General features: G+C 63.7%; 16 protein-coding genes. 7 read left to right on the top strand and 9 right to left on the bottom strand.

The window, feature by feature from the left end:
- The first annotated feature begins 82 nt into the window (after positions 1-82).
- Together GR138_RS21685 and purH are read left to right on the top strand one after the other, a co-directional pair.
- Positions 83-1765, top strand: a complete 1683-nt coding sequence (locus tag GR138_RS21685; protein WP_160861348.1) for a heparinase II/III family protein — start codon at positions 83-85, stop codon at positions 1763-1765.
- A 98-nt stretch (positions 1766-1863) separates the two neighbouring features.
- Positions 1864-3474 (top strand): bifunctional phosphoribosylaminoimidazolecarboxamide formyltransferase/IMP cyclohydrolase, encoded by a 1611-nt coding sequence (gene purH, locus GR138_RS21680; protein ID WP_160861347.1) that lies wholly within the window; start codon positions 1864-1866, stop codon positions 3472-3474.
- 55 nt (positions 3475-3529) lie between these two features.
- On the opposite strand, the gene GR138_RS21675 is transcribed toward purH, so the two are convergent.
- Positions 3530-4909 (bottom strand): MFS transporter, encoded by a 1380-nt coding sequence (locus GR138_RS21675; protein WP_160861346.1) that lies wholly within the window; start codon positions 4907-4909, stop codon positions 3530-3532.
- An 89-nt stretch (positions 4910-4998) separates the two neighbouring features.
- Positions 4999-9780: an NAD-glutamate dehydrogenase gene (locus GR138_RS21670; RefSeq protein ID WP_160861345.1), complete on the bottom strand. Its 4782-nt coding sequence runs from the start codon at positions 9778-9780 to the stop codon at positions 4999-5001.
- Positions 9781-10055: 275 nt separating this feature from the next.
- Between GR138_RS21670 and pdxY the strand changes: the two genes are divergently transcribed.
- Complete coding sequence (gene pdxY / locus GR138_RS21665; protein WP_160861344.1) at positions 10056-10931, top strand: pyridoxal kinase PdxY; 876 nt, start codon at positions 10056-10058, stop codon at positions 10929-10931.
- A gap of 89 nt (positions 10932-11020) precedes the next feature.
- Positions 11021-11662 carry a carbonic anhydrase gene (locus GR138_RS21660; RefSeq protein WP_160861343.1) on the top strand — a complete coding sequence of 214 codons (642 nt, stop codon included), beginning with the start codon at positions 11021-11023 and terminating at the stop codon, positions 11660-11662.
- A 57-nt stretch (positions 11663-11719) separates the two neighbouring features.
- On the opposite strand, the gene GR138_RS21655 is transcribed toward GR138_RS21660, so the two are convergent.
- Positions 11720-12541, bottom strand: coding sequence for a lytic murein transglycosylase (locus GR138_RS21655; RefSeq protein WP_160861436.1), 822 nt, complete (start codon positions 12539-12541; stop codon positions 11720-11722).
- Between the two features lie 231 nt (positions 12542-12772).
- On the bottom strand, positions 12773-13807 hold the full coding sequence (locus GR138_RS21650; protein WP_160861342.1) for an aspartate-semialdehyde dehydrogenase: 1035 nt from the start codon (positions 13805-13807) through the stop codon (positions 12773-12775).
- A 482-nt stretch (positions 13808-14289) separates the two neighbouring features.
- Between GR138_RS21650 and GR138_RS21645 the strand changes: the two genes are divergently transcribed.
- Positions 14290-16179 (top strand): MFS transporter, encoded by a 1890-nt coding sequence (locus tag GR138_RS21645; RefSeq protein WP_160861341.1) that lies wholly within the window; start codon positions 14290-14292, stop codon positions 16177-16179.
- Positions 16180-16236: 57 nt separating this feature from the next.
- Here GR138_RS21645 and GR138_RS21640 read toward each other — a convergent pair whose 3' ends face one another.
- The 5 genes from GR138_RS21640 to GR138_RS21620 form a co-directional block, all read right to left on the bottom strand.
- Positions 16237-16935 carry a phosphatase PAP2 family protein gene (locus GR138_RS21640; RefSeq protein WP_160861340.1) on the bottom strand — a complete coding sequence of 233 codons (699 nt, stop codon included), beginning with the start codon at positions 16933-16935 and terminating at the stop codon, positions 16237-16239.
- Positions 16936-17182: 247 nt separating this feature from the next.
- Complete coding sequence (gene leuB / locus GR138_RS21635) at positions 17183-18292, bottom strand: 3-isopropylmalate dehydrogenase (RefSeq protein WP_160861339.1); 1110 nt, start codon at positions 18290-18292, stop codon at positions 17183-17185.
- Positions 18293-18388: 96 nt separating this feature from the next.
- On the bottom strand, positions 18389-18769 hold the full coding sequence (locus tag GR138_RS21630) for a RidA family protein (protein ID WP_160861338.1): 381 nt from the start codon (positions 18767-18769) through the stop codon (positions 18389-18391).
- A gap of 4 nt (positions 18770-18773) precedes the next feature.
- Positions 18774-19379 (bottom strand): 3-isopropylmalate dehydratase small subunit, encoded by a 606-nt coding sequence (gene leuD, locus GR138_RS21625; RefSeq protein ID WP_160861337.1) that lies wholly within the window; start codon positions 19377-19379, stop codon positions 18774-18776.
- 155 nt (positions 19380-19534) lie between these two features.
- Positions 19535-19789 carry a hypothetical protein gene (locus GR138_RS21620; protein WP_160861336.1) on the bottom strand — a complete coding sequence of 85 codons (255 nt, stop codon included), beginning with the start codon at positions 19787-19789 and terminating at the stop codon, positions 19535-19537.
- 160 nt (positions 19790-19949) lie between these two features.
- Here GR138_RS21620 and GR138_RS21615 point away from each other — a divergent pair, with 160 nt between their 5' ends.
- Complete coding sequence (locus tag GR138_RS21615; RefSeq protein WP_160861335.1) at positions 19950-20861, top strand: HpcH/HpaI aldolase/citrate lyase family protein; 912 nt, start codon at positions 19950-19952, stop codon at positions 20859-20861.
- A complete protein-coding gene (locus GR138_RS21610) occupies positions 20858-21064 on the top strand; it encodes a DUF1737 domain-containing protein (protein ID WP_160861334.1) in 207 nt (68 codons plus the stop codon). The genes GR138_RS21615 and GR138_RS21610 overlap by 4 nt, the downstream gene beginning before the upstream one ends.
- The last annotated feature ends 129 nt before the right edge of the window (positions 21065-21193 follow it).

Raw genomic sequence — 21193 nt, 5'->3', positions numbered from 1 at the left:
GTCATCAACAGTCCATCAGCGCCGATGAATTGACGCGGCTTGCCGCATCAGCCTACCTATAGGAAGGAGGCATTCGTTAACCATGCAGCTTTCCGACCGGCAGCGGCTTCTCTATCTGTATTTGCGTGAGGGTTGGCGCCGGTTCTCGCGGCGGCTTGCTCTGGGCCGAATCAGCGCCATGCGGTTTTCCGGCGGGACGCCGGATCGCCTCGTCGTCGCACCGACCGACCTGCACCCGGCCGATTCCTTCGCCGGCGAAGAAATTGCTGCCGGCCGATTCCCGCTGGCGGGCCGCATTCTGGAATGCGACGGCGATTCGCCCTTCGCGCTGGAGCTTCCCTCGGAGGAGTTCGCCGTCCGCCTGCATTCGTTCGGCTGGCTGCGCCATATGCGTCTCGTCGATCCGGAGAAGGCGGCGCAGACCTCCCGCTTCATCGTCGACGACTGGCTGCAAAGCCATGGCCGCGTCATTGGCGGCCTCGCCTGGCGGCCGGACGTCGCCGCGCAACGCATCATCGCCTGGTTGTCCCATTCGCCGGTCGTGCTGAAGGATGCCGATTATCCGTTCTATCGCCGCTTCCTGAAGAGCCTGGCTTTCCAGGTCCGTTATCTGCGGCACGTCGCCGATACGACGCGCGACGGCGAACCGCGGCTCAGGGTGCGGATTGCCCTTGCCATGGCCTCCATCGCCATGCCGGCCACCGCCTCGCGGATGCGCAAGGCCGCGCGAAATCTCGACGAGGAACTCGACCGGCAGATCCTTGCCGATGGAGGCCATTGCTCGCGCAATCCTCGCGCCGCTCTCGATCTGCTGCTCGACCTGCTGCCGCTGCGCCAGACCTATGTCAATCTCGGCCACGATATGCCGACACAACTCATCCCCTGCATCGACCGCATCTATCCGGCGCTGCGTTTCTTCCGCCATCAAGGCGGCGAGCTCGCCCTTTTCAATGGCGCGACCTATACGTTGGCGAACGAGCTGATGTCGGCGCTGCGTTACGACGAGACGGGTGGCGCGCCGTTCAAGGCGCTCCCGTCCATCAACTACGATCGCCTCGCGGTGAAGGAGACGGTCGTGCTGATGGATACCGGCGTGCTGAAAGCCGTGGACCTGTCCGCGACGGCGTCTGCGGGAACGCTCTCCATCGAGATATCGTCGGGCAAAAACCGCTTCATCGTCAATTCCGGCCGGCCGCGGTTTGCCGGCGAGGCCATGCGGCAGTTGTCGCGCACCACGGCGGCCCATTCGGTCGCGACCTTGAACGATACCTCGTCGTCGCGCATTTCCACCTCGCGTTTTCTCGGTCCGATCATCGTCGGCGGGGTCAAGACGGTCACTGTCTCCCGCACCGAGCGCGAATCCGGTGCCGATGGCCTGACGGCCAGTCACGACGGTTACCTGAAGCGTTTCGGCCTTCTCTATGAGCGGGATATCCTTGTTGCGGCGACAGGCAACGAGATCCGCGGCCGGGAGCGTTTCTTCAGGCCGGCCGACCCGACCGGCGCCATCGACAAGGGCGTGGCGGTGGTGCGTTTTCATATCCACCCGACCATCCAGCTCTATCGCGCGTCCTCGAACGAGACCCGGCTGGTCGCGCCGGATGGCGAAGCCTGGGCGTTGACCTGTGTTGATGTGCCGGTGGAAGAGGACGAGGACGTCTTCTTCGCCGATCCGTCCGGTGTGCGGGCATCACGCCAGCTGACGCTGACCATGCCGCTCCATACGATGCCCGAAGTTCAGTGGTCGCTGGTGCGACAGCGCTGAATTAACGGCCTTTGCCGTTTTCTCCGTGCGACGGCTGTGATAACCGGGCGCATGTCCATCCGGCCCCTTCCCCGGGCCGTCAGAACGGAGCGCCCCCCATGGCCGTTGTTTCCAAGAAAATCCCCGCCCCCGATCGTGTTGCCGTGCGCACCGCGCTTCTCTCCGTCTCCGACAAGGCGGGCATCGTCGATCTCGCCCGCGCGCTTGCCGAAAAAGGTGTGCGCCTGCTGTCGACCGGCGGCACCCACAAGGCGTTGAGCGACGCCGGGCTGGCGGTGACCGACGTGTCCGAGGTTACGGGCTTTCCGGAAATCATGGATGGCCGCGTCAAGACGCTGCATCCCGCCGTGCATGGCGGCCTGCTGGCGATCCGCGACGATGCGGAGCATGTCGAGGCCATGAAGGCGCACGGCATCGGCGCAATCGACCTTGCCATTATCAATCTCTATCCGTTCGAAGAGGTGCGCGCCAAGGGCGGTGACTATCCGACGACCGTCGAGAACATCGATATTGGTGGCCCGGCGATGATCCGCGCGTCGGCCAAGAACCACGCCTATGTGACTGTTGTCACCGATCCGGCCGACTACCCTGCCCTGCTGGAAGAACTGGCCGATGGCTCTACCGCCTATGCGTTTCGCCAGCGCCTCGCCGCCAAGGCCTATGCCCGTACGGCCGCCTATGACGCGGCGATCTCCAACTGGTTTGCCGAAGCGCTCGACATCGCCATGCCGCGCCACCGCGTGCTCGGCGGCGTGCTCAAGGAAGAGATGCGCTATGGCGAAAACCCGCATCAGAAGGCCGGTTTCTACGTCACCGGCGAGAACCGCCCCGGGGTTGCGACCGCGACGCTGCTGCAGGGCAAACAGCTTTCCTACAACAATATCAACGACACGGACGCTGCCTTCGAGCTGGTGGCCGAGTTTCTGCCGGAAAATGGTCCGGCCTGCGCGATCATCAAGCACGCCAATCCCTGCGGCGTCGCCACCGGCACGACGTTGAAGGACGCCTATGCGCGGGCGCTCGCCTGCGATCCGGTCTCCGCCTTCGGCGGCATCATCGCGCTCAATTCGACGCTCGACGGCGAGACGGCGGAAGAAATCGTCAAGCTCTTCACCGAAGTCATCATCGCGCCGGATGCGGATGAGGCGGCGCGCGCCATCATCGCCGGCAAGCCGAACCTGCGCTTGCTGGTCACCGGTGCTCTGCCCGATCCGCGCGTGCCCGGTCTTTCCGCCAAGACGGTCTCCGGCGGTCTGCTGGTGCAGAGCCGCGACAACGGCATGGTCGAGGATCTGGAGCTCAAGGTCGTCACCAAGCGGGCGCCGACGGCGCAGGAACTGGTCGACATGAAGTTCGCCTTCAAGGTCGCCAAGCACGTCAAGTCGAATGCGGTCGTCTATGCCAAGGACGGCCAGACGGCGGGCATCGGGGCCGGCCAGATGAGCCGCGTCGATTCCGCCCGCATCGCCGGCCTGAAGGCCGAGGAGGCTGCAAAGGCGATGGGGCTTGCCGAACCGTTGACGCGGGGCTCGGCCGTCGCCTCGGAAGCCTTTTTGCCCTTCGCCGACGGCTTGCTTTCGGCGATCGCCGCCGGTGCGACCGCCGTCATCCAGCCGGGTGGCTCGATGCGCGATGCGGAAGTGATCGCGGCAGCGGATGAGGCCGGCGTCGCGATGGTCTTCACAGGCATGCGACATTTCCGGCATTGAGCCGGATTCTTTGCCGGAGTCGAAAAAACGCCCCGCAAGCGGGGCGTTTTGCATTTCAGGGCTTGTTGGCAGGATAAGGCGTGCGCAGCAGAAGCAGGAAGCCGACGACGAGGAAGACGATGAGGGCCATCATGCCGATGCGCGCCGAGCCCGTGGCCGTCGTGATGAGCGCGACCGAGAGCGGTGCCAGGAAGGATGTGGCGCGGCCCGAGAGCGCATAGAGCCCGAAATAGCGGCCGGCTTCGTCCGGATGGATGCTCTGGGCGAGATAGGAGCGGGCCGAGGCCTGGACGGGGCCGAAGGCGACGCCGATTAGTAAGCCGTAGAGAATATAGGCTTTCTCGGCGGCGGTGGCGAAAAGACCGCCGGAATCGGCAGTCGACAGCGGAATGAGACCGAACAGGGTGAAGCCGGGTCCGGTGGAGACGATGCCGATCGTCGCCACGGTCAGGCAGACGAGGCTGATCACCACCACGGTTTTCGAGCCGAGGCGCTTGTCCAGCCGGCTGGCATAGAGGCAGCCACCGATGGCCACCACGTTGAGGATGATGCCGTAGATGCCGAGTTCGAAGGTCTGCCAGGCGAACATGCCGGCGGCAAACGTGCCGCCGAGCGCCAGGAGGCCATTGACGCCGTCCTGGTAGATCATGCGGGCGACGAGGAAGCGCAGGATGCCCGGCTTGCCGCGCAGGTCGCGCAGGGTGGCGGTGAGATCGGCGAGGCCGGCGCGGACGGCAGCGGCGATCGGCAACCCTTTGCCCTGATCCGGCGTGAAGAAGAACATCGGCAGGATGAAGACGAGATACCACAGCGCCGAAATCGGCCCGGTGATGCGGGCATCTTCGCCGGCTGCCGGATCGAGGCCGAACAGGGGGGCAATACCGATGGCGGTCTTTCCCGTCTCCGGATTGGCCGCAAGAAGCGCCACGACTGCGATCAGCACGATCATGCCGCCGAGATAGCCGAGGCCCCAGGCGATGTTCGAGACACGGCCGGCATCTTCCGGGCGCACGAGGCGCGGCATCATCGAATCGTTGAAGACGATAGAGAATTCCGCCGCCACCGTCGCCAGCACGATCATGGCCATGGCGAAGAGCAGGCTGCTGCCGGGGGCGGCGTACCAGAGTGCCGCGAGCGACAGGATCTTGATCACCGCAAAGACGGCAATCCAGGGTTTTCGCGCGCCGGAGGCGTCGGCGATCGAGCCCATGATCGGCGCGAGCAATGCGATGGCGATGCCGGAAATGGTGAGCGTGTAGCTCCAGGCGGCCTGGCCGGCGGCGTGATCCTCCGTCAGGCGCGAGACCAGATAGGGGCCGAAGATGAAGGTGGTGATGACCGTGAAGAAGGGCTGTGCCGCCCAGTCGAACAGCATCCAGCCCGTAATGCCGAGGCGGCCTACGCGCGGCTCCCGGCTTTCCACGATATCCGTCATCGCCCCTCCTCAAACGCGGGGCGAAGACCGTGCGCCCGTCCTGTGCCGGCTAATGAAGCAAAGCTCCATCAGCCGGTACGAGGACTGTGTCATTTCGCCCGTTCCTGTGCAAGGTCGCTGAGAACGCCTGCGGCGACGCTCACCTTGGCGAGTGTGGCTTCACCCGTCTCGGTCAGGGCCGAAAGATTGGCCGTCACCCGGGCAAGCTTCTTCTCGTCCGCCTGCTGCCAGGCCGCAAGCGGCGCCTTGTCGCCCTTATGGCGCGTCAGGACGACCGTCGCGAGGTCGCGGCGGGCATTGGCAATGTCGGTGAGGCTGCGTTGCAGGGCGAGCGCCTCGTAGAGATCGCCGGTCGGGATGCGGCTTGCCGCGGCGAGCAGCCGGCCGATATTCAGCGTCGAGCTGATGCCGGCGAAGGTCTGCGCCGTCTTGCCCAACGTGTCGCCCGTCGCCGCGGCGATCAGCATTACCTCCGGCACGAAGGCCAGCATCGAGAGCGTGGCGATTTCTTCCGCCAGATCCGCCGGCACACCCTCGTCCTCATAGGCATGCGCCTTGCGGCGCGCCTCGTCGCCGGCCGCTTCCGAGATCAGCGTCGAGAGATGCGGGCGAAGCTGCTTCAGCGCCTGCTTGAGCTTGTGCACCGCCTGGTCCATGGGGCCAGACACCGCGCCGGTGGTCAACAGCAGGCTGGTGACGGTGGCATAGATGCGGCCGATCTCTTCATAGAGTTCGTTCTGCACGGCGCCGGCGACCAGCGTGTCCAGCGCATCGACGCCGGCATAGAGCGCCGAGAGGCCGTAACCGTCGCGGGCGATGACGGCCGCCTTCACGGCGTCCGCCGGGCCGAAGCCGGTGCCGTCGGTCAGCGTGGTGATGAAGGCCGGGCCGCCGCGGTTGATCACCTCGTTGGCGAGGATCGTGGCGATGATTTCGCGGCGCAGGCGATGCGAACGGATGTCATCCGCATAGGCCTTCTGCATCTTCGCCGGGAAGTAGCTCATCAGCGTCGGCTCGAAATAGGGCTCGTCCGGCAGGCCGGTATGCACGAGTTCGTCGAACAGCACGAGCTTGGCGTAAGAGAGCAGCACGCCGATTTCCGGCCGCGTCAGCGGCTTGCCGGCCTGGTAGCGTTCCGCCACGACCCGGTCGTCCGGCAGGGTCTCGACCTTGCGGTTGAGCTGGCCGGCCGCTTCGAGGCGGTCCATCAGGCGGGTCAGCGGGGCGCGGTTGGCTATGCCCTGCTTTTCCGTCAGCGAAATCGCCAGCGATTGCAGGTAGTTGTTGCGCAGCACGAGGTGGCCCACCTCGTCCGTCATCGAGGCGAGCAGCACGTTGCGCTTGGCGCGCGTCAGCCGCTCGTCGCGCATGGCCGAGGCGAGCGCGATCTTGATGTTGACTTCGACGTCCGACGAATTCACGCCGGCCGAGTTGTCGATGGCGTCGGAGTTGCAGCGTCCGCCCTTGAGCGCGAAGGCGATACGGCCGCGTTGCGTCACGCCGAGGTTCGCCCCCTCGCCGATCACCTTGGCGCGCACGTCGTCGGCGACGATGCGGATCGGGTCGTTGGCGCGGTCGCCCACTTCCGCGTCCGTCTCGTTCTGGCCGCGGATATAGGTGCCGATGCCGCCGAACCACATCAGATCGACGGGAGCCTTCAGGATCGCCGTCATGATTTCGAACGGCGTCGCCTTGGCCTTGTCAATGCCGATGACGGCCATGGCTTCGGGGGTCAGCGTCACGGATTTTTCCGTACGCGGAATGATCATAGCGCCCTTGGAGAGCACGGAGCGATCATAGTCCTGCCAGCTCGAGCGCGGCAGGGCGAACATGCGGCGGCGCTCGGCGAAGGAGGTATCGGTATCCGGCGACGGATCGATGAAGATGTCCCGATGGTCGAAGGCCGCCAGCAGGCGGATTTTCCGCGACAGCAGCATGCCGTTGCCGAAGACGTCGCCCGACATGTCGCCGACGCCGGCGACGGTGAAAGGCGTCTTCTGGATGTCGATGTTCATCTCGCGGAAGTGGCGCTTGACGGTTTCCCAGGCGCCGCGGGCGGTGATGCCCATCTTCTTGTGGTCGTAGCCAGCAGAGCCGCCCGATGCAAAAGCATCGTCGAGCCAGAAACCGGCTTCCTGCGCCAGGCCGTTGGCGGTGTCGGAGAAGGTCGCCGTGCCCTTGTCGGCGGCGACGACGAAATAGGGATCGTCGCCGTCGAGGCGGACCGTATCGGCCGGCGGCACGATGTCTTGGCCGACAATGTTGTCGGTGACGGAAAGCAGCGTGCGGATATAGGTCTTGTAGGCCTCGGTGCCGGCCTTGAAGATGGCGTCGCGGCTACCGCCGACAGGAAGCTGCTTCGGATAGAAGCCGCCCTTGGCGCCGACCGGCACAATGACCGAGTTCTTCACCTGCTGCGCCTTGACGAGGCCCAGCACTTCCGTGCGGTAGTCCTGTGCACGGTCCGACCAGCGCAGGCCGCCGCGGGCGACCTTGCCGAAGCGCAGGTGCACGCCCTCGACCTCAGCGCCGTAGACGAAGATTTCGCGGAACGGGCGTGGTTCCGGCAGGCCGTCCAACTGCTTCGGATCAAGCTTGATCGCCAGCGTCTTGCGCGGCTTGCCGTCGGCATCGCGCTGGAAATAGTTGGTGCGCAGCGTCGCCTGGATCGCGTTGACGTAGCGGCGGAGAATCCGGTCCTCGTCGAGGCTCGGCACGTTGGCCAGAGCCTCTTCGATCACTGTCGCCGTTTCATCGCTCTTCTTCTCGCGCTGGCGGTCCGAAAATTTCGGGTCGAGACGGGTTTTGAACAGGCGGAAGAGATTGGCGGCGATCGCCGGATACTTGTTGAGCGTATCGGCGATATAACCCTGCGAATAGGCGATGCCGGTCTGGCGCAGGTAACGCGAATAGGTGCGCAGCGCCATGATCTCGCGGGCGGAAAGCCCGCCGGTCAGGATGAGGCGGTTCAGCGCGTCGTCATCCACCTCGCCGTGCCAGGCAGCGAGGAAGGCTTCCTCCAGCATCGGGCTCAGCTTGGCGAGATTGATCTCGATGCCGTCGCGATGCTTCAGTTCCATGTCGTGCAGGATGACGCGGCGCTGTTCGCCGTCGAGCCCCACGACGGTCAGGTCGTGCGTCTGTTCGCTGATGACGTTGAAGCCGAGGTTTTCGAGAAGGGGCACGCGCCTCGACAGCGAGACCGGTTCATTGGCGTGGAAGATTTTTAGCTCGACCGAGCTGAGATCCGTATTCCAGGCCTTGCGGTAGAAGGCGATGCTGATCGGGTTTTCCGATGTCGCCGTGGTAATCAGGGCAAGGTCGGCATGTGCTTCGGCGGGCGTAAAGTCTTCCTGGTAGCCGCGGTCGGCGACCAGTCGCAGGCCATCGGCATTGGAAAGTGCTTCGAAACGATCGGTCCAGCGGGTGGCGATCTCGCGCACGGCCTGTTCGAGTTTCGCCTGCGGGATGCGCGGCGTCTTGCCGCCGGAGCGGCCGACGATGAAGTGCACGCGGGCGAGACCACCTTCCGGGAAAGCCGGGTAATAGGCGGAGATACGGCCGTCATAAGCCGACTTCAGATAATTGCCGATCTTTTCGCGCACATCGGAATCATACTGTTCGCGCGGCACGTAGACGATGACCGAGACGAAGCGGTCGAAACGATCGATGCGCGGCAGAACGCGGATGCGCGGCCGGTCGGACAGTTCGTTGATCTGCTCGCAGAACGTGGCAAGCAGGCCGGTATCGATCTGGAAAAGATCGTCGCGCGGATAGGATTCCAGCGTGTTGATCAGCATCTTGCCGGAATGGCTCTTCGGGTCGTAGCCGAAATGCTCGATGACATCCGCCACCTTGGAACGCAGGAGCGGGATCTGGCCGGCGGCATGGGTATAGGCGGTCGAGGTGAAGAGGCCGACGATGCGAAGCTCGCCGATCACCTTGCCCTTTTCGTTGAAGCGCTTGATGCCGATGTAATCCATATAGGCCCGGCGGTGCACGACGGATTTCACATTGGCCTTGGTGACGATCAGCAGATCCGGGCCTTCGAGGAATTCGAGGATCTCCGGCGTTGTCGTCACGGCGTCCTTGCCGAGGCGCAGCACGCGCACATCCGGATCGGCGAGAATGCCGAGGCCCTCGCCGCCGCGCTCGACGGTCGCCTGTTCGCCCTTGCCGGAATAGCTGTATTCGCGCATGCCGAGGAAGGTGAAGTTGTTGCCGCGCAGCCAGGTCAGGAAGGCAAGTGCCTCATCCTTGTCGGCCTTGGCCTTGGCATAGCGCTCCATGTCGGCCATGGCGCTGTCGAGTTTTTCCACCATGGATGGCCAGTCGTCGACAGCGACATGAACCTGGTGAAGCACGTTGCCGATACGTTCGGCAAGCGACGCCGCCTCAGCGGGTGCCAGCTCGGAGAGGTGAATCTCGATATGGCTGACGCGGTGTGTCGGTTCGCTTTCCTCGTCCGGGGAGAAGAGTTTCGGCGCTTCGCCCGGCGTCACCACGAGGATCGGGTGGATCGCGAGGTGAACGTCGCGGTGCGTGCTCGTCACTTCGCCCATCACCGAATCATACAGGAACGGCTGGTTGCGGTCGGTGACGGAGAGAACGGAGACCGGCTGCCCCTGCGGCGTCACGTCGGGCAGCGTGGTGACGGTCACGCGCGGCGCGGAGCCGTCCCAGGCCTCGATTTCGGCCATGGCATGGGCGGCGGCGGCGGCCAGCATTTCGCCGGTATAATGCTCGATATCGTCCTTGCTGGCGCGCCCGAAGAGAATGTCCGGGTTCAGCGTCTTCGCGCCGAGGGCTGCGGCCGCGGCCTTTGCGGCCTCGATGTGTTTTTCTCGTTTCACGTTGGTCCTGGCACCCATGGAATTTCCCCTAGAATCCGATCGCCGGACGTTAGCAGAAGAAAAAATACACGCGACGAAATTTGTGCATTTGCGAGAAAATTCAATCGATTTTGTCCGAGATAGGTCAGTTTCCCTGTCGTTTTGCCGTAAAATCGAGCCTTTTTCGTCGAAAAGCAGCCAAAAACCGACGGATGCGGTCTAATGCTGTCCTGCAGCGATGAATGCGTCGACTGCCGGGCGTTGACAGGAAAACACCCTCTTGTCATCACTCGGTCGGAACGAAGGAGCAGGCCATGACCGAGAGCGACAAGGGCACCGTCATCGTCATTTCGAGCCATGTGGTGCGCGGCACGGTCGGCAATCGTGCGGCGGTCTTCGCGCTCGAAACGCTCGGCCACCCGGTCTGGGCGCTGCCGACGGTCATCCTGCCCTGGCACCCCGGTCACGGAAAATCGACGCGGGTGGCGATTTCGGCCGATGATTTCGATGCGATGATCGCCGACCTCATCCGTGCACCGTGGCGAGGCGAGGTGAAGGCCGTGTTGTCAGGCTATCTCGGCAGTGCAGCGCAGGCGCGCGCCGTGGCGCGGCTGGTCGAGAGTCTGCGTATCGACAATCCCGACCTTCTCTATATGTGCGATCCGGTCTGCGGCGATGAGAACGGGCTCTATATTGCCGAAGAGACGGCGGTGGCGATCCGTGACCGGCTGATCCCGCTCGCCTCCATCGCCACTCCCAACCGGTTCGAACTGGCCTGGCTTGCCGGTGCGCCGCTCGAGACCAACAATGCGATCATGGATGCGGCCCTTTCGCTCGGCCCTGCCCGCATGCTCGTCACCTCCTCGCTGCCGCTGATGGCGGGCAGCACGGGCAATCTCTATCTGTCGGGCCGTAGTGCGCTTCTTGCGGAACACCGGCTCGTACCGAGCCCGCCGAACGGCACCGGCGACCTGCTTGCCGCCATCTTCCTGTCCCGGTTGATGGAAAACCTGCCGGAAGAGCGCGCGCTGATGATGGCGACGGCCAGCGTTTTCGAGATCGTCGCGCGCACCGCCAAGCGCGGCGCCGACGAATTGACGCTGGAACAGGACGCCTCCAGCATTTCGACGCCGATGGCGATGGTGCACATGCGGCGTCTCCTGCATCCGGCGCAGACACGACGACCGTAAAGCGCCTTGCGCCCTGCCCTGCGGAGTGGTTTATGCACTTCCGGATGGGGCCTCATCCGTAGATCGTTACACGGGGGTATTCCGACACCATGAACAGCTTTCCCGATCGCCTTCTGAACGGCTACCGCAATTTCATGTCCGGCCGCTATGCCGAACAGTCGGCGCGCTACAGGGCGCTGGCCGAAACCGGCCAGAAGCCGAAGACGCTGGTCATTGCCTGTTGTGATTCCCGCGCGGCACCCGAAACGATCTTCGACAGCGGGCCGGGCGAACTGTTCGTCGTGCGCAACGTGGCGAACCTCGTGCCGCCCTACGAGCCTGATGGTCAATTCCACGCGACCTCGGCGGCGCTCGAATTCGCCGTGCAGTCGCTGAAGGTCAGCGACATCGTGGTGATGGGCCATGGCCGCTGCGGCGGTATTTCGGCAGCGCTCAGCGTGGATGCAGAGCCTTTGTCGCCCGGCGACTTCATCGGCAAGTGGATGGGCATGCTGAAGCCCGTTGCCGAGCAGATCCAGGGCGCCGAAATCCTCACGCAGGCGGAGCGCCAGCGCGCGCTGGAGCGCGTCTCGATCCGCAACTCCATTGCCAATCTGAGAACATTCCCTTGCGTACGTATCCTGGAAGAGAAGGGCCGCATACAGCTGCACGGGGCCTGGTTCGACATCTCGACCGGCGAGCTTTGGGTCATGGATGCCAAGACCGGCGATTTCTTGCGCCCAAGCGTTTAAACGAAAACCCGGCACGAAGCCTCGCGCCGGGTTTCGGATGTTCGATTGCGATGCGGCTCAGCCGCCGTCGATTTCCGCGCCGATGATGGCGATCGCGCGCTGGTAGACGCTGGCCGCGTTCCAGCCCTGCAGAGCGCCGAAATTGCCCTCGCCCGGCTGATAGCCGCCGCCGGCGCTCCAGCCGTGGCCGCGCAGGAAGTTCGCCGTAGAGGCGAGCGCGTCGGCCTTCGAGCCGACGAGGTCGATGCGGCCGTTGCCGTCACCGTCGACGCCATATTTCAGGACGTTTGCCGGCAGGAATTGCGTCTGGCCGATTTCGCCGTGCGCCGCACCACGCGCCGAGGTGCTCAGCGTGCCGTTCTGCACGAGCTGCAGCGTGGCGTAGAGCTGGTTGGTGAAGTAGTCCGAGCGACGGCAGTCATAGGCGAGCGTCGCGACGGCCGAGATCGTGTGTTCCTTGCCGAGGAAGCCGCCAAAACCGGTTTCCATGCCCCAGATGGCCAGCAGCGGGCCGGCCGGCACGCCGTAGCGCGCTTCGATCCGGTCGAACAGCGCGGCATTCTGCTTCTTCAGGCTCTTGCCGCGGTTGATGATCGCCTTGCCGCCACGCTTCTGCATGAACTGGTCGAGCGAGAGCTTGAAGCTCTTCTGGCCACGGTCTGCGCGGATCGTTGCGCGGGCGTAGCTCACATTGGCGAAAGCCTTGTTGATCGTTGCACTGCTGATGCCGCGCCCGGCGGCTTCATCCTTGAAGGATTCAACCCAGGCCGGAAAACCGCTGGCATCGTTGCCGCACTGTGCAGCTTCTGCTGCTGCCGGCACTGCCGCCGTGCCGATCAATACGGCCAGCACCGTGGCCACGCTCTTTGTCATGCCCATAAAAAACCCCGTGATCTCGTCTATCCGCTGCGGGAGCATGGCATGCTCCCCTGTTCCTGTCATCGCAACTCGCTGTGAGCCGGTCCGGCGACACCGCCGGATGGTTTCAAAGCGAAGTCCCGATTGTTCTCAGACGGAACAACCGGGACTTTTATTTAAACTTGGTTAAGGGAGCGTTGCCATTTCTGACGGAAATGTACGAGGCGTCCCTTTCCCGCGTATTTCGTTCAATCAGGCGGCCTGCTTCTTCGCCTTGATCAGGCCGCGGGCGACCAGCAGCTCCGCGATCTGGATGGCGTTGAGGGCGGCACCCTTGCGCAGGTTGTCGGAAACGACCCAGATGTTGAGGCCGTTTTCGACAGTTGCGTCCTCGCGGATGCGCGAGATGTAGGTGGCGTCTTCACCGGCCGATTCGTACGGCGTGATGTAGCCGCCGTTTTCGTGCTTGTCGATGACCTGGCAACCCGGGGCCTCGCGCAGAATCTCGCGGGCTTCGTCCGCCGTGATCTCGTTTTCGAACTCGATGTTGACCGATTCGGAATGACCGATGAAGACGGGCACGCGCACCGCCGTGCAGGTCACCTTGATCTTCGGGTCGAGCATCTTCTTGGTCTCGGCGAGAACCTTCCACTCTTCCTTCGTATAGCCGTCTTCCATGAAGCTATCGATATGCGGGATGACGTTGAAGGCGATGCGCTTGGTGAACTTCTTCGATTCGACCGGATCGGCGACGAAGACGGCGCGCGTCTGCTGGAAGAGCTCGTCCATGCCTTCCTTGCCGGCGCCGGAGACCGACTGATAGGTCGAGACGACGACGCGCTTGATCTTGGCGCGGTCATGCAGCGGCTTCAGCGCGACGACGAGCTGGGCGGTCGAGCAATTCGGATTGGCGATGATGTTCTTGCGGGTGAACAGGCTGATGGCGTCCGGGTTCACTTCCGGAACGATCAGCGGAACGTCGGCGTCGTAGCGCCAGGCCGAGGAATTGTCGATGACGACGCAACCCTGGGCGCCGATCTTCGGCGAGTACTTCTGCGAAACCGTGCCGCCAGCCGACATCAGGCAGATGTCCGTGTCGGAGAAATCGTAGTTTTCGAGGTTCTGCACCTTCAGCGTCTTGTCGCCGAAGGAGACCTCGGTGCCCTGCGAGCGGCTGGATGCCAGGGCAACGACCTCGTCGGCCGGGAAGCCGCGTTCGGAAAGGATGTTCAGCATTTCGCGGCCGACATTGCCGGTCGCGCCGGCGACTGCGATCTTGAAACCCATATCTAAAGCTCTCTTTCTCTGTCTCTCCGCGGGTTCAGGAGGGAAACCCGCCGGCCAAAGCGCGGGTTTCGGTCCCCGGCCTTACCGGGGAGAGAGCGGTGGCCAGAGACGTCAGACGGTTTTCGTCGTCGTTTTGGCCAGTGTTTTGGAATTCGATACGCAATAGCGAACCCGTCCGGCGTTGAAGGCCGGAGCGATCATGCGGGCGATGGAAAGACCAAAGCGGTTCATGTCAGTTCCTTTGCGTGCGTGCTGAATACGCTGATCTCGTGAAGAGTCAAGCCTTGCCTGCCCGATCCGGTGTTTCGGTCTGGTCCTCGACTTAAGTCGTAGGCCGAAAGTCATAAGCCCAAAGCAGCGCTGATATCACAGTCCGTTTTCTGCCATCCTTCGATCAGGCGCACCCCGTCCGGCGTTTTTTGGGAGAAACTCCGGACCTTCATGGGCTGCCCCGATACGCCGTTTTTGTGGAGGACAAACAAATGGCCAATGTTTCGACGGTGGGCAACGCCAAAGCGGCGCCCATGACGGGTGAGCAGAAGAAGGTGATCTTCGCCTCTTCGCTCGGCACTGTTTTCGAATGGTACGATTTCTATCTTTACGGTTCGCTGGCGATCTATATCGGCGCCACCTTCTTCAGCCAGTATCCGGAAACGACGCGCAACATCTTCGCGCTGCTCGCCTTCGCCGCCGGCTTTCTCGTGCGCCCGTTCGGCGCTCTGGTGTTCGGCCGCCTCGGCGATCTCGTCGGGCGCAAGTACACCTTCCTCGTCACCATTCTCATCATGGGCGTCTCGACCTTCGTCGTGGGCCTGCTGCCCGGTGCCGCCACCATCGGTATCGCCGCTCCGATCATCCTGATCCTGCTGCGCATGCTGCAGGGCCTGGCGCTCGGCGGTGAATATGGCGGCGCTGCCACCTACGTGGCCGAACACGCGCCCGAGGGCCGTCGCGGCTACTTCACCTCGTGGATCCAGACGACGGCGACGCTCGGCCTGTTCCTCTCGCTGGTGGTCATCCTTGCGGTGCAGTTCATCGTTGGCAAGGAAGCCTTTGCCGAATGGGGCTGGCGCATTCCGTTCCTGCTGTCGGTCGTTCTGCTCGGCGTTTCCGTCTGGATCCGTCTGAAGATGAACGAATCGCCGGCCTTCGCGAAGATGAAGGAAGAGGGCAAGGGCTCCAAGGCACCGCTGACGGAAGCCTTCGGCCAGTGGCGCAACGCCAAGATCGCGCTGCTCGCGCTGTTCGGCGCCGTCGTCGGCCAGGCCGTGGTTTGGTATTCCGGCCAGTTCTACGCGCTGTTCTTCCTGACAGGCGTGCTGAAGGTGGACGGCCAGTCGGCCAATATCATGGTCGCCTGCTCGCTGCTCCTTGGCACCGGCTTCTTCGTCTTCTTCGGCTGGCTGTCCGACAAGATCGGCCGCAAGCCGATCATCATGGCCGGCCTGCTGCTCGCCATGCTCACCTACTTCCCGCTGTTCAAGGCGCTGACCTGGGCCGGCAACCCGGCACTCGCAACGGCACAGGATACGGTCCGCGCGACCGTCACCGCAGCCCCCGAGGACTGCAAGTTCCAGTTCAACCCGACGGGCACGGCGAAGTTCACCACCTCTTGCGATATCGCGACCTCGTTCCTCACCAAGAACTCGGTGCCCTATGACGTCGTCACTACGGCGGCTGCCGGCACGGCGGCAACGGTGAAGATCGGCGAACAGACGATCAACAGCTATGACGCGATTGCGGCTGGCGACCAGGCCAAGGCGCTCGACGGTGCCTTCCAGAAGCAGACCAACATCGCGCTTCACGATGCCGGCTATCCGCTGGTCCGCGGTGCGGCGAAGGTTCCGGACAGCAAGCTCGACGCGTTCGTCGCGGCAAACCCGGAGCTTGCGCTCGATGCTGCTGCCATCCGCGCGGGTGAAAAGGCAAGTATGCCGGCAGCCGATCTCGTCGCAGGCAAGCTGCTGACGGCGGAAGAAGCCGCCGGTGTCACCGACATGCCGGTCTATACCATTGCCGGCGGCGGCACCTTCACCATGGTGGCCGATCCGGCCGGCGTGAACTGGATCACCATCATCGCCGTGCTGACGGTCCTCGTGATCTACGTCACGATGGTCTACGGCCCGATCGCCGCCCTCTTGGTCGAACTCTTCCCGACCCGCATCCGCTACACCGGCATGTCGTTGCCCTACCATATCGGCAACGGCTGGTTCGGCGGTCTGCTGCCGGCAACGGCCTTCGCGATGAGTGCTGCCCAGGGCGATATCTACTACGGTCTCTGGTATCCGATCGTCTTCGCAGGCATCACGCTGGTCATCGGCCTGCTGTTCCTGCCGGAAACCAAGGATCGCGACATCCACGCCATGGATTGATCTCCCCCTTCCGATCGGTCATGGCGACCCGGCCCGTGGCAACACGGGCCGGGTTTTTCATTGGGCTTTTGCGGGAAGAAGCGATTTCGGCAGCGGCCAGCCGTTCTCGTTGAAGCGGAACAGCCATTCCTTGCGGGCGAAGACGAAGGCGGTCGCGACGGCTGTCCAAAGGCCGAGCAGCAGGCCCGCCGCCACATCGCTCGGGTAATGCGCGCCGACGATGACGCGCGAAATACCGATCATCAGGGCGCCGACGAGGAAGAGCGGGCGAAGGCGCGGCACCAGCATCGAGAACGCGCCGAAAAAGGCGCCGACAGCGGCCGAATGGCCGGAGGGAAAGCTGGCATAGAGATTGTCATAGGCAAAGGGGGTCAGGCTGTAGGCGCCATGCTCGGCAAAAAGCTCCGGCCGTGCCCGTCCGACGATCAATTTGAAGAGATGTACGAGCGCGCTTGTCGCGCCTGTCGTGACGAAGAAATAGAGCGGCAGCCGCCACGCGGTCCTGGTTCTGCCTGTAAGCGTCTCGTTCCGGCTGATGCGATAGGCGACATAGGCCAGGATGACGAGCAATCCGGAGCCGTAGATCATCCAGGCAAAGGTGCCGAAATCGGTGATGCGCTGGTTGAACGTGACGACGGCACCGGGAAGCCCCTGGGCACGCTGCGAGATGGCCGGATCGAACGGGACGAGCGCCACGACGAGCACGACGGTGGCGGCGAAGATCCAGAGCGATGAGGTCGCGAGCGAACGGTTCATATCTATCCCTTGTAACTGGCGTGGCTTCCATGTGTTGGCGGAAGGCGGCTTTTCAAGGGACGGAAACGAAAAAGGCCCCCGGAGCGGATGCATCGGGGGCCTTTGCTGGTTGGGGTGCTGCCCCCTCATCCGCCTGCCGGCACCTTCTCCCCGCGGGGGAGAAGGGGAAATCCGAGGCGTTGCATCCTTTATCCTTCTCCCCAACGGGGAGAAGGTGGCCCGAGGGGCCGGATGAGGGGGATTTCTCTCAGGCCGAGAGTGCCTTGAACGCGGTGAGGATGGCGTCGCCCATTTCGGTGGTGCCGACCTGGCGGCTGCCTTCCGACATGATGTCGCCGGTGCGCACACCGCTGTCGAGAACCTCGGCGATCGCCTTTTCGAGGTTATCGGCTTCGGCGACCATGTTGAACGAGTAGCGCAGGCACATGGCGAAGGAGGCGATCATGGCGATCGGGTTGGCGATGCCCTTGCCCGCAATGTCCGGCGCCGAGCCATGCACGGGCTCGTAGAGCGCCTTGCGCTGGCCCTTGGCATCCGGCGCGCCGAGCGAGGCGGACGGCAGCATGCCGAGCGAACCGGTCAGCATGGCGGCGACGTCGGAGAGCATGTCGCCGAACAGGTTGTCGGTGACGATGACGTCGAACTGCTTGGGAGCACGCACCAGCTGCATGCCGCCGGCATCGGCCAGCATGTGCTCGAGCTGCACGTCGGAATAGGCGCGCTTGTGCGTTTCCGTCACGACTTGGTTCCAGAGCACGCCGGACTTCATGACGTTGCGCTTTTCCATCGAGCAGACGCGGTTGCCGCGCGTGCGGGCCAGTTCAAAGGCAACGCCGGCGATGCGCTCGATCTCGTAGGTGTCGTAGACCTGCGTGTCGATGCCGCGCTTCTGGCCGTTGCCGAGGTCGATGATCTCCTTCGGCTCGCCGAAATAGACGCCACCCGTCAGCTCGCGCACGATGAGGATGTCGAGGCCTTCGACGAGTTCGGGCTTCAGCGAGGACGCGTTGGCAAGCGCCGGGTAGCAGATGGCCGGGCGCAGGTTCGCAAAAAGCTTGAGGTCCTTGCGCAGGCGCAGCAGGCCGGCTTCCGGGCGGACCTCGTAAGGTACGGCATCCCATTTCGGGCCGCCGACGGCGCCGAACAGCACGGCATCGGCGGCCAGCGCCTTCTCCATGTCGCCTTCCGAGATCGCCGCGCCGTGCGCGTCATAGGCCGAACCGCCGACGAGGCCTTCGTCGGTCTCAAAGCCCGCGCCGAGCTCGGCGTTCATATAGGCGATGATCTTGCGGACTTCCGCCATGGCTTCCGGGCCGATGCCGTCGCCGGGCAGGAGGAGGAGGGTACGCGCTGTCATGGCAATTTCCTTGATGTCACGGATTGGTCGCGCGCTTCTTAGCGCAACTTCCGTTCAAGGAAAATCGCCGGGACGAAAGATTTTTGCGTGACTGATTCAGCGCTGCCGAAGTGCCGTGACTTCGATTTCGATCAGCATTTCCGGCCGGATGAGGTCGCAGACGACCATGGTGGCGGCGGGGCGGATCTTGCCGAAGGTCTCGCCGAGGATCGGAAAGACGCGGTCGGCGAAGGCGGCTTCGGTCACGTAATAATGGCAGCGCACGACTTCGGCAAAGGAGAAGCCGGCTTCGTCCAGAACCTCGCCGATGGTGGCGAGGCAACGGCGCGTCTGCTCTTCGACGCTCTCGGGCATGGTCATCGTCGCGTAGTCGTAACCGGTCGTGCCGGACACGAAGCACCAGTCACCCTGGACGACGGCGCGCGAATAGCCCGCCTTCAGTTCGAAGGGAGAACCGGACGAGATCAGCCGGCGCATCGTCTCAGGCCCAGGGGCGCGAGGAGGCGTTCTGCTTTTCGAAGCTGTCGATCGACGTTGCCTTTTCCAGCGTCAGGCCGATGTCGTCCAGGCCGTTCAGCAGGCAGTGGCGACGGAAGGCGTCGATCTCGAAGCCGATGCGGCCGCCGTCGGGACCGGTGATTTCCTGGGCTTCCAGGTCGACCGTCAGGATGGCGTTGGAGCCGCGGCTGGCATCGTCCATCAGCTTGTCGAGGTCGTCCTGGCTGACGACGATCGGCAGGATGCCGTTCTTGAAACAGTTGTTGTAGAAGATGTCGGCGAAGCTGGTGGAGATGACGCAGCGGATGCCGAAGTCGAGCAGCGCCCACGGTGCGTGTTCGCGCGAGGAGCCGCAGCCGAAATTGTCGCCGGCAACCAGGATCGTGGCGTTCTGGTAGGCGGGCTTGTTCAGCACGAAGTCTTCGTTGACGCTGCCGTCTTCATGGTAGCGCGCCTCGGCGAAAAGTCCGGTGCCGAGACCGGTGCGCTTGATGGTCTTGAGGTAATCCTTGGGAATGATCATGTCCGTGTCGATGTTGACGACGGGAAGCGGCGCGGCGACGCCGGTCAGCTTGACGAACTTGTCCATGCGGATACCTCGAAAGTCGGTGATGTCGTTTCGGTCCAGCGTTTAGATCAGTTTTCCGGGAATTTGAAGGAGAATCTTCGGGAAACCGGGCTGAACAGACGCAAAAAGCCGGGCGCGGTCTGCGCCCGGTGTCTCCGAATGGAGAGCAATACGGCTTAGAGATCGATGATCGTGCCGCGGCCGTCGTTCCAGATGCGCGGCTCGCGCTGGCCGGGGGCCGTGCGATTGTTGCGCGCGCGGGCCCTTGCCCGGACCGGGGCCGGCTGAAGTTTGCCGGCAAGCATCGAGCCAAGCATCAGCACGGCGACAATGCCGGCGATGGCGAGGCCGACGGAGGCTGCGAACAGAAAAGTCGCGCCGGCGATCAGCGTGGCGAGGACGGTGAAGACGATGGAGCGTATGCGCTGCATGGATTTGCCCTTTCTCTAGATTGCAATGTGGGGGCCGATTTTGTCCATTGCAAGGCCGGATTTGCCGGATTCGTTGCGCCGCCGCCCCCGTCGCACGTCCCGAAGACCGTGCGATACGCGAGCGCTTGCCGGCTGCGTCAAAGCGCGGCAAAAAGGACGGATGAACAGAACCCCGCACCACCATCCGCTTCGCCTGCGCCGTTCGGTGCTGAGCGTTCCAGCCGCAAATCCGCGGGCGCTCGCCAAATCCGCCGCGCTCGATTGCGACGCGATCATCTTCGACCTGGAGGATTCGGTCCTTCCGGAAAAGAAGGCGGAGGCGCGCGCTGCCCTCATCGACCACTTCAAGGGGCTCGACCGGGCCTCCGGTTGCGAACATGTCATCCGGATCAATTCGCTCGACGGCCCGGATGGCGCGCTGGATCTCGAAGCGGTGCTGGACTGCATGCCCGACGCCGTGCTGCTGCCGAAGGTTTCCGAGCCGCAGGACGTGCTGACCGTCGCCGACTGGCTTTCCGAGGCGGGTGCGGATGACGGCCCGCGGCTCTGGGCGATGATCGAGACGGCGGCCGGCCTGCTCAACCTTACGGCTATTGCCGAGACGGGCCGCACCCAGGGCGGCCGGCTGGATTGTTTCGTCGTCGGGCTCAACGACCTGCGCAAGGAGACCGGCATTGCCGATATTCCGGGCCGGCCTTTTCTCGTTCCGCTGCTCCTGCAGGTGGTCGTGGCGGCGCGCGCCTCGGGGCTCGATATCGTCGATGCCGTCTTCAACGATTTCTCGGATACCGACGGTCTTGAAGCGGAATGCCGGCAGGGAAGCCAGATGGGTTTCGACGGCAAGATGCTGATTCATCCGACCCAGATTGCCGTCGCCAACGAGGCCTTTGGGGTTTCCGAGGGGGAGGCCGCGGAGGCGCTTGCCATCGTCGCCGCCTTCGCCGCACCCGAAAATGCCGGCAAGGCGGTCATTGATCTGCGGGGCCGCATGGTCGAAAAGCTTCACGCCGACCAGGCCGGGCGTCTGCTCGCCAAGGTCGATCTGATCAACGAGAGAAAGAGAAACGCATGAAAGTCTACCGCCTGCTGACCGCTCCCGACGATGCCTCGTTCTGCCACAAGGTGACGCTGGCGCTGAACAAGGGCTGGGAGCTGCATGGCTCGCCGACCTATGCCTACAATGCCGACGCCAAGATCATGCAATGCGGCCAGGCGGTGGTGAAGGACGTTCCCGGCAAGGAATACACGCCGGACATCAAGCTGTCCGAGCAGTAAGCGTTCGATGAGGCGGCAAGCCCGCTCACCATTCTATAGTCTTGGCCGGGCTTGACCCGACCATCCATCCATCGGCATGTCGAGAAAATGGATCCTCGGGTCGAGCCCGAGGATGACGACCGAGAGGTG

The sequence above is a fragment of the Shinella kummerowiae genome (assembly GCF_009827055.1).
Classification (GTDB): domain Bacteria; phylum Pseudomonadota; class Alphaproteobacteria; order Rhizobiales; family Rhizobiaceae; genus Shinella; species Shinella kummerowiae.
The sequence above is the reverse complement of the archived record's forward strand: the minus strand, read 5'-3'. Positions and strand labels throughout refer to the sequence as shown.

What these genes read in the sequence shown, in the direction of transcription:
- GR138_RS21685 (WP_160861348.1), top strand. Translation starts at nt 83, where the DNA reads ATGCAGCTTTCCGACCGGCAGCGGCTTCTCTATCTGTATTTGCGTGAG.
- purH (WP_160861347.1), top strand. Translation starts at nt 1,864, where the DNA reads ATGGCCGTTGTTTCCAAGAAAATCCCCGCCCCCGATCGTGTTGCCGTG.
- GR138_RS21675 (WP_160861346.1), bottom strand. Translation starts at nt 4,909, where the DNA reads ATGACGGATATCGTGGAAAGCCGGGAGCCGCGCGTAGGCCGCCTCGGC.
- GR138_RS21670 (WP_160861345.1), bottom strand. Translation starts at nt 9,780, where the DNA reads ATGGGTGCCAGGACCAACGTGAAACGAGAAAAACACATCGAGGCCGCA.
- pdxY (WP_160861344.1), top strand. Translation starts at nt 10,056, where the DNA reads ATGACCGAGAGCGACAAGGGCACCGTCATCGTCATTTCGAGCCATGTG.
- GR138_RS21660 (WP_160861343.1), top strand. Translation starts at nt 11,021, where the DNA reads ATGAACAGCTTTCCCGATCGCCTTCTGAACGGCTACCGCAATTTCATG.
- GR138_RS21655 (WP_160861436.1), bottom strand. Translation starts at nt 12,541, where the DNA reads ATGGGCATGACAAAGAGCGTGGCCACGGTGCTGGCCGTATTGATCGGC.
- GR138_RS21650 (WP_160861342.1), bottom strand. Translation starts at nt 13,807, where the DNA reads ATGGGTTTCAAGATCGCAGTCGCCGGCGCGACCGGCAATGTCGGCCGC.
- GR138_RS21645 (WP_160861341.1), top strand. Translation starts at nt 14,290, where the DNA reads ATGGCCAATGTTTCGACGGTGGGCAACGCCAAAGCGGCGCCCATGACG.
- GR138_RS21640 (WP_160861340.1), bottom strand. Translation starts at nt 16,935, where the DNA reads ATGAACCGTTCGCTCGCGACCTCATCGCTCTGGATCTTCGCCGCCACC.
- leuB (WP_160861339.1), bottom strand. Translation starts at nt 18,292, where the DNA reads ATGACAGCGCGTACCCTCCTCCTCCTGCCCGGCGACGGCATCGGCCCG.
- GR138_RS21630 (WP_160861338.1), bottom strand. Translation starts at nt 18,769, where the DNA reads ATGCGCCGGCTGATCTCGTCCGGTTCTCCCTTCGAACTGAAGGCGGGC.
- leuD (WP_160861337.1), bottom strand. Translation starts at nt 19,379, where the DNA reads ATGGACAAGTTCGTCAAGCTGACCGGCGTCGCCGCGCCGCTTCCCGTC.
- GR138_RS21620 (WP_160861336.1), bottom strand. Translation starts at nt 19,789, where the DNA reads ATGCAGCGCATACGCTCCATCGTCTTCACCGTCCTCGCCACGCTGATC.
- GR138_RS21615 (WP_160861335.1), top strand. Translation starts at nt 19,950, where the DNA reads ATGAACAGAACCCCGCACCACCATCCGCTTCGCCTGCGCCGTTCGGTG.
- GR138_RS21610 (WP_160861334.1), top strand. Translation starts at nt 20,858, where the DNA reads ATGAAAGTCTACCGCCTGCTGACCGCTCCCGACGATGCCTCGTTCTGC.